The organism is Rhizobium sp. P1_B8 (genome assembly GCF_056406515.1).
Genome location: NZ_JBFTZZ010000043.1, coordinates 34759 through 45689, shown reverse-complemented (window position 1 = coordinate 45689; position 10931 = coordinate 34759). Strand labels below are relative to the sequence as shown.

At 60.0% G+C, this 10931-nt stretch carries 8 protein-coding genes and 1 pseudogene; 2 read left to right on the top strand and 7 right to left on the bottom strand.

Annotated elements, in window-relative coordinates; all coding sequences use genetic code 11:
* From AC1D2N_RS33360 to AC1D2N_RS33340, 5 genes and pseudogenes are all read right to left on the bottom strand, one after another.
* Nucleotides 1–221, bottom strand: a pseudogene (locus tag AC1D2N_RS33360) (sugar ABC transporter substrate-binding protein); the annotation flags it as partial.
* 88 nt (nt 222–309) lie between these two features.
* On the bottom strand, nt 310–1830 hold the full coding sequence (locus AC1D2N_RS33355; RefSeq protein WP_028733699.1) for an aldehyde dehydrogenase family protein: 1521 nt from the start codon (nt 1828–1830) through the stop codon (nt 310–312).
* On the bottom strand, nt 1830–2609 hold the full coding sequence (locus tag AC1D2N_RS33350) for an enoyl-CoA hydratase/isomerase family protein (protein ID WP_130652224.1): 780 nt from the start codon (nt 2607–2609) through the stop codon (nt 1830–1832). The genes AC1D2N_RS33355 and AC1D2N_RS33350 overlap by 1 nt, the downstream gene beginning before the upstream one ends.
* Complete coding sequence (locus tag AC1D2N_RS33345; protein ID WP_018241675.1) at nt 2602–4215, bottom strand: acyl CoA:acetate/3-ketoacid CoA transferase; 1614 nt, start codon at nt 4213–4215, stop codon at nt 2602–2604. Before AC1D2N_RS33345 ends, AC1D2N_RS33350 begins: the two co-directional genes overlap by 8 nt.
* Nucleotides 4216–4224: 9 nt before the next feature.
* Nucleotides 4225–5271, bottom strand: coding sequence for a LacI family DNA-binding transcriptional regulator (locus AC1D2N_RS33340; RefSeq protein ID WP_130652223.1), 1047 nt, complete (start codon nt 5269–5271; stop codon nt 4225–4227).
* A 394-nt stretch (nt 5272–5665) separates the two neighbouring features.
* Here AC1D2N_RS33340 and AC1D2N_RS33335 point away from each other — a divergent pair, with 394 nt between their 5' ends.
* Nucleotides 5666–6070 carry an Imm6 family immunity protein gene (locus AC1D2N_RS33335; protein WP_130652222.1) on the top strand — a complete coding sequence of 135 codons (405 nt, stop codon included), beginning with the start codon at nt 5666–5668 and terminating at the stop codon, nt 6068–6070.
* A 64-nt stretch (nt 6071–6134) separates the two neighbouring features.
* Here the strand turns inward: AC1D2N_RS33335 and AC1D2N_RS33330 are convergent, their stop codons facing one another.
* Together AC1D2N_RS33330 and AC1D2N_RS33325 are read right to left on the bottom strand one after the other, a co-directional pair.
* The gene (locus tag AC1D2N_RS33330; RefSeq protein ID WP_028733695.1) at nt 6135–7526 is read right to left on the bottom strand and encodes an amidohydrolase; all 1392 of its coding nucleotides are present in this window, start codon (nt 7524–7526) and stop codon (nt 6135–6137) included.
* Nucleotides 7523–8767: an MFS transporter gene (locus tag AC1D2N_RS33325; RefSeq protein ID WP_130652221.1), complete on the bottom strand. Its 1245-nt coding sequence runs from the start codon at nt 8765–8767 to the stop codon at nt 7523–7525. The genes AC1D2N_RS33330 and AC1D2N_RS33325 overlap by 4 nt, the downstream gene beginning before the upstream one ends.
* 117 nt (nt 8768–8884) lie before the next feature.
* Between AC1D2N_RS33325 and AC1D2N_RS33320 the strand changes: the two genes are divergently transcribed.
* The gene (locus AC1D2N_RS33320) at nt 8885–10852 is read left to right on the top strand and encodes a helix-turn-helix domain-containing protein (protein WP_130652220.1); all 1968 of its coding nucleotides are present in this window, start codon (nt 8885–8887) and stop codon (nt 10850–10852) included.
* Nucleotides 10853–10931: the final 79 nt, after the last annotated feature.

Genomic DNA, 10931 nt, shown 5'->3' with positions numbered 1-10931 from the left:
GTCATCGCCGCATCGCCGCCACCGCCGGCAACCGGCACGTCCTTCCAGGCAAAACCTTCCTTCGAAAGATCCTGCTTCAATACGTTCAAAGCCGCCGCCTCGCCACCTGACGTCCACCAATGCAGCATCTGCACTTCCTTCACGTCGGCTGCGCGTACGGACACGCTGGCGCTAGCCAGAGCCAATGCGATCATTGCGGTCGTGGTCAAAAACCTGTTCATCGAAGAACCTCCCAGTTCAAGTTTGGAAGATGCGGGACCCATTCCCGCACCAATCACCCGCCCTCCTCGAGCGTAGTTCGGCCACCGGCTAAGCCAGCTTTTCCGTCTGCGGCATCCACCAGCTGGTGCGTTTGCCGATATGCATGTTGAGTGTCTTGGTCTCGGTGTAATCTTCGACCGCATGGCGGCCGAGCTCGCGACCAAGGCCGCTTTGCTTGTAACCGCCGAAGGGAAGTTCCGAGGCGCCGTCCATGAAGGTGTTCATCCAGACCGTCCCCGCCCGCACCGATCGGCCGATCGTCAGGCACGTGTCGAAATCGCGGCTCCAGACACCGGCCGACAGGCCGTAGTCGATGGAATTCGCAATCCTGATCGCCTCGGCTGATGTCTCGAATGTCAGGACCGAAAGCACCGGACCAAAGACTTCCTCGCGCGCCACGGCCATATCAGGGGTGACCTCTTCGAGGATCGTCGGCGACATGAACTGCCCCATGCCGAGATCGAGCGTCTCGCCGCCATGGGCGACGCGGGCACCGCCGCTCCTCGCCCCGGCGACGTATCCCGATATCTTCTCCAGGTGCTGCGGCGTGATGATCGCGCCCACCTGCGTCGAAGGATCAAGAGGGTCGCCGACCTTCACTGCCTTCGACAATTCGGCAATCCGCTTGACGACATCGGAAGCGATTGATTTGTGAAGGATCAGCCGCGAGCCGGCATTGCAGCACTCGCCGGCATTGAAGTATGCGCCGAAGACCGCGGCATCGATGAACGCATCGAGATCGGCATCCGGGAACACGATCTGCGGGTTCTTCCCACCCAGTTCCAGCGAGACCTTCTTCAGCGTCTGTGCAGCATTCGACATCGTCAGCTTTCCGACACCGGTCGAGCCGGTGAACGACACCATGTCGACGTCGGGATGGGAGGTCATGACCGCGCCGACCTCGGGTCCCGTGCCGGTGACAATGTTGACGACACCATCCGGAATGCCGGCCTGCTGCAGGATCTCTCCCAGCACGAGCGTCGATCCTGAGGTCAGCTCCGAGGGCTTGACGACGGTCGTGCAACCTGCGGCCAGAGCGAACGGCAGCTTCTGGCCGACGATCAGGAACGGAAAGTTCCAGGGCGTGATGATCGACACCACGCCGATCGCTTCGCGCAAGACGACGCCGAGCGTGCCGTCGCCGAGCGTGTTGTAGCTTTCACCATGAAGGTCGCGCGCAAGAGCCGCCGCGTAGCGCCATATGTCAACGGAGCCTGCAATTTCTCCCCGCACCTGCGTGATCGGTTTTCCTGCCTCGATAGCATCGAGAAATGCCAACTCCTCTGCACGCGCCGCGATCAGGTCGGCAGCCTTGAGCAGGATGGCGGAACGTTCGGAAGCGGTCATCCGGGGCCACGGCCCGAGGTCGAACGCCTTGCGTGCCGCAGCGATCGCACGTTCGGCGTCCTTCTTACTGCCGGTCGGAAACCGGCTGACCACGACGCCATGGCTCGGCGCGACACGCTCGATCGGATCGGAGGCACCAGCCTCCCATTTGCCATCGATGAGCATCTTGAAATCACGCGCTTTGTGGTCGCTGAGCGCGGTGGGGTTGACGAGCACCGTCATTACCATTCTCCCTTGAACGTTGCCGGGCGCTTCTCGCTGAATGATGCGACGCCCTCCTTCAGATCGCCGGTCTTCGCAGCGAGGATCGAGCCAAGGGCTTCGACCGCGGTTCCATTGTCTTCGCCGTTCGCCGATGCGATCATCAACTTCGCGATCTCCGTCGCAGCCGGCCCCCTTGCGGCGATCCGCTGCGCATATTCCCGGGCAGCGGTCACCGCGTTTCCGGTGGGAACGACCGCGTCCACAATACCGAGCAGGCGTGCTTCTTCGGCGGTGAATATCTCGCCGCCGAGCGCCATGCGTCGGACGGCCTGCGCCCCGAACCGGCGCACAAGACGCTGAGTCCCGGACCAGCCCGGGACCATCCCAAGGCCGGTTTCCGGCAGACCAATCTTGATCTGCTCCTCTGCAAGGCGAATGTCGGCAACCCCTGCAAGTTCAAGCCCTCCTCCGAGGGCGTGGCCGTTGAGAGCCGCAATGAGCGGCACCCGGAGGGTCGCCAGTCTTTCGAAGATACGGTGACCGTGCCGAACCCAGAGATGACCGAACTCCTGAGGCAACATTCCGCCCCAGGCCTTGATATCGCCTCCGGCGGAAAAGCCCTTTCCTTCGCCCGTGAGAATGGCAGCGCGCACATTCGCGTTCGCCTCCACCTTGTCGGCAGCGTCCACCAATGCCTTGAGCATGTCGAGGTCGAGCGCGTTCAGCTTCTCCGGACGAGAAATCGTCAGTGTCGCAACATGTCCATCGACATCAATTCTGACTGTTCCGCTAGCCATGGAAGCTGCCCTCCAGCGTCCGTGCCCCTTTGACCGGAAGCGACAGGCCGATGTTCGCTTCCCTAAAGAGCTCGGCATCCATCACTTTCAGGTCGGGCGCGACGATCAGCGGAAATTCCGACTGATCGAGGATATGGGACTGGAGATCGACACCGGGGGCAATCTCGGTGAGGACGATACCATCAGGCGTCAGCTTCATCACGCACCGCTCGGTGACATAGGTTATATCCTGCCCCTGCTCGATCGCACGCCTACCGCTGAAAGTGACGTGTTCGACCTCGTTCACGAGCTTCTTCAACTTGCCTTCCTTCTCAATGAGAAGAGATCCATCGGCGATCGAAAGCTTCGCTCCGGCATTGAACATGCCGGAGAAGACGATCTTCTTTGCCCGCGCCGTGATGTCGACGAAGCCTCCGGCACCAGCCGTCACATGCGGCCGGAACGAGAGCTTCGAGACGTTGACCGAACCGTCTTTGCCGATCTCGAGGAAGGACAGCAGCGAGGCATCGAAGCCTGCGCCCTGGAAATAGGTGAACTGATAGGGAGACGGCATGTAGGCGTCGGCATTGGAGGCGCAGCCAAAGGCGAAGTCGAGCAACGGCACCCCACCGACCGCACCTTGCTCGATGACCCAGGTGACGGCGCCGTGGAGCCCTTCCTCCAGCAGGATGCGCGGCACGTTGGCCGAGATGCCGAAGCCGAGATTGACGCAGCTCCCCGCCTGAAGTTCTTGCGCGACGCGACGCGCGATGACTTTCTGAACATTGAACTCCGGAACGCTGAAGCTATCGAGCGGGCGGAAGATCTCCCCGGAAATTGCCGGATCGTATTGCGTCTGCGTCGTCTGCTTCTGTTCCGGATCGACGACCACATAGTCGACCAGCATCCCGGGCACCCGAACGTCATGGGGTTTCAGCGAGCCTTCCTTGGTGATCCGCTTGACCTGGGCGATAACGATGCCGCCGTTGTTGCGTGCGGCCAGCGCCTGATCGAGGCCGCCGAGGTAGGCGCCTTCATGTTCGTATGTCAGGTTGCCGCGCTCGTCGGCGGTGGTGGCGCGGATGATGGCGACCTCAGGGACGATCGAGGGAAAGAACAGCCAGTCGTCGCCCTCGAAGCTGACGCGCTTGACCACCGCATGCTCCGAAGCCAGGCCGTTCATCGCGCAACCCTGCCGCTCGGGATCGACGAATGTATCGATGCCGATCTTGGTCAGGACGCCCGGCCGCTTCGCGGCGGCTTCGCGATGGATGTCGAAGAGGATACCTGAGGGGATGTTGTAGGCCGGGATTTCGTTGTTGGTGATCATTTGCCAGATCAGCGGCGGCTCTGATGACGACGGGCCGGACGGATAGGAACCACCGATGATGCGCTTGAGCAGCCCCTTCTTGGCGATATAGTCGACGCCCTTGATGCCACTCATATCACCGGCAGCGATCGGATGAAGGGTCGTGATATCACGGGGATGGCCGGTCGCATCGAAACGTTCACCAATCGCCTTCAGCATGAGATCCGGGCAACCGAGACCGCTCGAGGAAGACACCGTTACAACAGCGCCATCCGGGATCAGCGCGGCCGCTTCGGTCGGGGTGAGATGCTTGTTCATTGGCGTTACTCAGAGTCCTGTTTCGATTTTTACGATCTTGCGGGCTCCGCAGCTCTCGCGAACAACCAGCCGAACCGCTGTTGTCACAGTCTCCGCCTCCGCCTTGCCCGCATTGATCTGCTTGAGAAGCAGTTGCGCGCCGCGGCGCCCAATGCCCTGCGGATCGACCGAAACCGTTGTGAGTGCGGGAACCGCCGCCTGAGCCTCGATGACGTCATCGAAACCCACGACCGCGAAGTCGGAGCCGGGCTCCAGACGGCGCGCACGCAATCCGTCGCAAACACCGAAGGCTACGGCATCGTTGAAGCAGACGGCTGCCGTGGGTTTGTCGGCAAGAACGATCGCTTTTCCGATCGCCTCCACCCCGCCAGCTCGCGAAGGCGCCGACGAGATGACAAGTTCTTGGTGATAGTCGAGCCCGGCTGCCTCTATGCCGCTTCGGTAACCGGCAAGGCGGTCGTCGAAGACAGCGGTGTCGGGAAAGCCGCCGAGAAAAGCGATGCGCTTGTGACCAAGCTCCGCCAAGTGCTTGACCGCAGACACCATGCCAGCCCGGTTGTCGGAGACGACGGACGAGACTTTGGCGCCAGGCAGGCTTCGAACGACCACCACCACCGGAATCCCTGCCGCGACGAGTGGCTTGAAGTCTGCGGCATCTGTGGCGCGCGCCGGCGACACGATGAGCCCCGAAATACCATGCTCCCGCATCGATGCGACAACCTCGCGCTGCCTGTCGATGCTCTCGCTGGTGTTCGACAGGAACTGCACGAATCCGGCCGACTGAACAACCATGTCGACGCCGACTGCCAGTTCCGCGAAGAAGCTGTTCGTCAGGTCGTTCACGACGACCCCGATGATCCTCGATTTGGCACTGGCCTGCCGAAGATTGGCTGCGCCGCGATTGTAGACGTAGCCCAGCTCGCGCATCACGGCATTGACCTTGGAACGCGTCCCCTCATTGACCAGGGAGGAACCCTGAAGCACCAGCGAAACCGTCGATTTCGAGACGCCTGCGGCTTTCGCAATGTCGATGACGGTTACCCGCGCCTTTGTCACGTCTTCCTCCCGACGCCAACGTCGAATGATTACCTAAATATTTGGAACGTTCCAATTCTGTCAAGCGAAATTTATACGAACCGCTATCCATTAGAAGCATCTGCGGCAAATTTCCGCCTCCCCGACTGCCGGAATCTCATCCCGAAAATTGGAACGGTCTAAAAAATGACCATGACTGAGAGGCATATGTCGATATTTTTCGACCTGCAGAATCGTGCGTGGCGCACGACCGACCGATGCGTTGGCAGCAAAAATGTAGAGGATTCAGGCTCGCCCGGTATTTCCGTCGAAGCGATCAATGCGGCGTAATCGGCGGACCTTCTGGCAAAAGCAGGAAGGGCCTCTATTCTGTGTTGATAGACGTTGTGACAAGCCCAGTGGAGACCATGGAGACATGAAATTGCGCGCCGAGCTGACGGTTCTGCCGCCACGCGAACAGGCGCGGCGCTTGGCAGCGATCGCCGCGCTTTTGGTCGCACAGATCGAGCGCACCGAACCCGACGCGCGCGAAACCAAGGCCGCCTTGGCGGCAATCCGTACCTGGGGTGATGGCGGACGCCTGACAGGCCGGTACTTCTCCGACCTCATCTACAGCGACGATGAGCACGGGACGCTCCGCCGGCTCTCCGAGGCAGTGGGAAAGCCCAGCGAAGACGGCTGGAACGCGCTGACGACAGCAGCCATGTATGTCGCCTGGCTTGTTTATCAGGAGACAGGTGAACCCATGCCGAGTGATGTCAACGAAGTGGGAGAGGACAGCCTTGACCTTCTGGACGAGCAACTGGCCAAACTCGGCTGAAGTCCCCTCGCCGCTCGCTATTGCTCGCAGCTATTCCATGGCTCACATAACCGTCCGCATTTGCCTAGCGGACCTTCATCGGCTTCGTCTCGAGCGGGATGAGAGGCTTGTAGGAAGCGCCTCCGAGCTCCCTCAGGTGTTCCTGCTTCGCCTGGCAGATCAACTCGCTGTCCTGGAGACATCTGGCGGCGGCGGCGGCCATGACCTTGCCGGCCTGAAGCATTCCTTTATGCGCGTAGGAAGTCTTGCCCTGCGCAACCATCTGCCAGCTATGCGGAGGCGTTCCGTAGGCTGATGTCGCCATATAGACCTGTCCGGTGGGAACGATCCAGCTGACGTCGCCGACATCGGTCGAGCCATGGAGAAATGTCGGCTTTTCCTGAAACTCGTTGACATGTCCGGAGAGGATCGTCCCGCGCTTCTCGATGCGCGCTTGAACATCCCTCGGAAAAGTCCTCTGGATCTCCGCCGCGAACTCCTTCTCGCTGTTCGAGAAGGACGCTCCGCCGATCTTGTCGAGCTCCTGGTGAATCACACCTGCCAGCGTGGCGTTCGGTATGAGGTCGGCAGAAGCTGCATCGAAGGTGATTTCGACCTCCGTTCCCGTCATCAGTGCCGCTCCACGAGCCACGTCCTTGACCCGCTCGGTGATGTCCCGCACCTGATCCATCAGCGGCGCGCGGACCTTGTAGAGTACTTCGGCCTGCGACTGGACGACATTGGGCGCCTTTCCGCCGGTATCCGTTATTGCATAGTGAATTCTGCCGTCCTGGACGATGTGCTCGCGCAGGAAATTTGCCCCGACATTCATCAGCTCGACTGCATCGAGCGCGCTTCGCCCGAGATGGGGCTCGAAGCCCGCATGTGCGCTCACACCACGGAAAGTGAAATAGACCTGGTTCGTCGCCAGCATTCTTGCATGGTAGGCGAGGTTCTCATCCCACGGGTGCCATGTGAATGCGACGTCGACACCATCGAACAATCCCTCTCGGGCCATGAAGGCCTTTCCGCCACCGCCTTCTTCGGCAGGGCAGCCGTAGAAGCGGATCGTACCGGCAAGCCCGAGTTCGTCCTTGCAGGCCTTGAGAGCGATGGCGGCGGCCAGCGAACCGACACCCAGCAGATTATGTCCGCATCCATGGCCGTTGCCGCCGGGGACGACGGGTTTGTATCCCGCGACGTCGCCCTCCTGGCTGAGATTGGGCAGCGCATCGAACTCGCCCAGGATCGCCACAACGGGCTGTCCCCTACCGTAGCTCGCAACGAAAGCCGTCTCGATTCCCCCGGCCTGGCGCTCGACTGAGAATCCCTCCGCTTCGAGAATGTCGGCCAGAAGTGCGGCCGACTTGTACTCTTCATATCGGATTTCGGCAAAGGACCAGATTTCATTCGCTGCCGATTGCAGCCCCTCCGCCTTGTCGGTGACAGCGCGCTCGATGATGTCGATATATGTCATTTCACCAGTCCTGGAATTGCTTGATCTGCGACCAGCTCTTCCTTGCTTCCGGCCGGAAGCGTTGCAGCCACGGCGAGGGTCACGATGGCGCAGCCGATCATCGCCAGGAAGGCTGTCTGATAGTTCTGATCCGTGGCTTGCAGGATGGCGCCGATCGCTGTGGGCGAGACGAACGATCCGATCTGGGCGAGCGAATTGATCAGGCCCGTCGCGGTCCCCACGGAGTGGCTGGGGTAGTGCTTCATGATCGTCACGAACACGCTGATCGAGATCGCGTTCAGAAACACGTTTGAAACCGTCAGATAGAAGAAGGCCAGCGGGATGGATGTAGCGTTGGCCATCAGATAGATGAACACCGCCGACACCAGCGCGCCGATACAGATGAGGTACTTTTCCTTCTTGTGGAAATAGCGGTCAAGCAGCCAGCCGCAGAACAGGAAGGACAGGAAGCCGAGCGTCGGCGGGATTGCCGAGTAGGCGCCCATCGACATCATGCTCATGCCCTTGACCTTCACCCAATAGGACGGAAGCCAGGACTGGAGACCCCAGAACACAATGTTCGTGAAGAAGTAGCAGAGGGCGATCTTCCAGGTCAGCGAGTTCTTGAGCAGAGCCGTGATCCGGGCTTTTTCCGACTTTTCTTCCTTCGGCCCGACGGATATCGAAGCAGCGCCAACCATCGGCTTCATGATCAGATAGAGCAGGATCGCAAGGGCCAGTCCGACTAGGCCGAGGGTGATGAACATGACACGCCAGTTGAAGTAGGCGATCAGCGCGGTGGTGACGAGCGAACCGACGGCAAAGCCGACAGAGGCTCCCGACTGAATGACCGATTTCGGCCTGGCCATGCTCTCCTTTTTGAAGTTCTCGGTTATGGCGACCGAACTGCCCGCCGGGAAAACAGCCTCCCCCATTCCGACCAGAACGCGCGACACGGCCAGCCCCATCGCGGAGCCGACCGCACCGCACGCGATCGTGCTGATCGACCAGATGCCGACTGCCGAGGTCAGGACCGAGCGGGTTCCCAGCCGATCAACAAGGTAGCCCCCGATGAGCTGCGTCAGAGAATATGCGAGAAAGAATGCGCTAATGATCATCCCGGACTGTTCGGAGGTCAGGTGGAACTCGTCGACGATCGGAATGATGGCGATGTTGATCGCGGTCTTGTCGAGGAACCCGACGACCCAGCAGATGAACAGCATCGCGACGATGATGTGCCTGCGCTTGATTTGACTAAGCATGGAATGCTCCCCTTTTGAGCGTTTATAAAACATGCTTAATATGTGAGCAGCCGTTTTTGGATATTGAAACACACATCACACTCAGTTTATTTGTGTGAAAAGACACATGGGTGCCACATGACGATCATAGACGAAATCGAGAGTTCGCTTTTGCTTTTGTCGAGCCGACCGCACGTAAGCTGGCGGCGAGCTTCGGGGCGACCGACGATTCCGGACACCGACGCGTCGGAACCTACGATCACCTTCAGCCACCGCCGCGACGAGGACGATGCCATATTGACCGCCGATATTTCCTATTTTGCAGGAGCCGTCTGCGAGGTGCGGATTCCCGGCGCCCACTATGAAACCGTCTTCGCCCGCCTACAGCAAATAGTGCTTAGCGCGGTCATCCGCTTTCAGAACCGCGCGGTCCAGGCCATGAATGCCATCAATCGCAATGTCCTCGATTCTCTCGATCCGAACGAGATCAACATGAACGCGATCGAGCAGACGCTGAGTGTGATAGCCGCGAGCGATGCTGGCGTACTGAGACTTTACGAGGAGGCGTCGGGTCTCCTCATTCCGGTGTCGCAGGTCGGCTTCGACGACGATTATTACAATTACCGCACCACGCCTCAAGAATCGATCTCCGGCAGCGTGTTCTCAACCGGAACGCCCGTCCTGCTGAACTCCCCGGAAGATATCAGGGATGCTCATGCGAACCTGCGTGAGCCGAACGTTCGCTTCCTGTCCGAACAGCGCCTCTCTCACAGCCTTATCTGCGTTCCCATCAGGACGGACACGACGACGCTGGGAACGCTGACAGTCATGTCGTTTCGAGAGGGGTCCGCCTATGGTGAATTCAGCGTAAGCCTGCTTGCAGCCGTGGCGACGCAGCTTGCCATCGCCTACAAGAAGTCGCAGGCCTACGAGCTGGCCGTCCGATCGAATGAAAGCATCAATCGGATGCGGCTGGAGATCGAAAAGCGCAATGCGGAGCTGGCGCGCTCGCTCTCGGCCCATGACGACATCCTCTCCATCTTCACGCACCATCGGCCACTCAGCGAACATCTCGAGGAAATAGCGACGCATTACGGCATCGATTTCCACTACGCCGATATTTTTGGAACGACGTTCGGGTCCAAGGAATGGAAGGAGCCGAAGACCACAGAGGCCGTCCTCGTGCATCCCGTCCGTGTCGCCGACGACGTCGTGGGAGCCTTTCGTTTCGAGCGCGGCGACAATGCAAGCTATGCCGCTGCGATCTTGGGCGTGGTGTCCGCTTTCGTAGCGCTCGAAATTGTTCGCAGCGCGTCGCAGGACGAAATCCTCAACAGCAAGAGACGGAAGCACTTCGAGGCTTTGGGAAGGGATGATCTCGTCACGTCTGGCGGAGCCGTCCGGTTCGGCTTCCAGATCAGGAAGTACTGCCAGATCATCTTTGTCAGGCACGAGCAGGAGAGCGCCCAGAACCAGAGCCTGTTCCTGCAGAGAACGCTGCAGCAGGCATTGAAGGCGGCGACGATCCGCAACCAGCTGTCGTTCTATACGGACGAAGGCGTCTTCCTGCTGTTCTGCGCCGCCACCGAGGAAACCCTGAGGACGAACCTGGAATCCATCGGAGACCAGGCGGCTGCGGAGGGATGGTGTTGCGGGGCGAGCCTGATTCAAAGCGCGCCCCATCGTTATCCCGAAGCCGCCGCCCAGGCTGTCGAGGCCGCGCATCTCATGGGCATGCGGCATCGGCCGGGCATCCTCATGCACAGCGAGACCGGCATCGACAGACTGCTGCGCAAACAATCCGCTGCTGATATCCTCGAATTCGCAGATCAGATACTCGCTCCCTTCGAGAATGAAGCAAACGGCGGCGCCCTTCTAAGGACCTTGGAAATCTACATCGAGAGCGGAAAATCAGCGTCCAAGGCAGCGGCCTCCCTCGGCATACACATCAACACCCTCTATCAAAGGCTGCAGCGGGCGCAGCTATTGATGGGCAAGGACATCGACAATAAGGACGATTATCTGCTGCTCAGCCTGGCGTTCCACCTGAAGTCGACATACGGTTCTCCGCAGCCTGCCGGCAGAACCAAAGCAGCTTCCGCTTGAACGCTGGTTCGCCTATCGCAAACGACAGAAGAATTCCGGATCAGGCGTGTGCTCCAGGTTTCCGTCGAGGAGTTCCCGC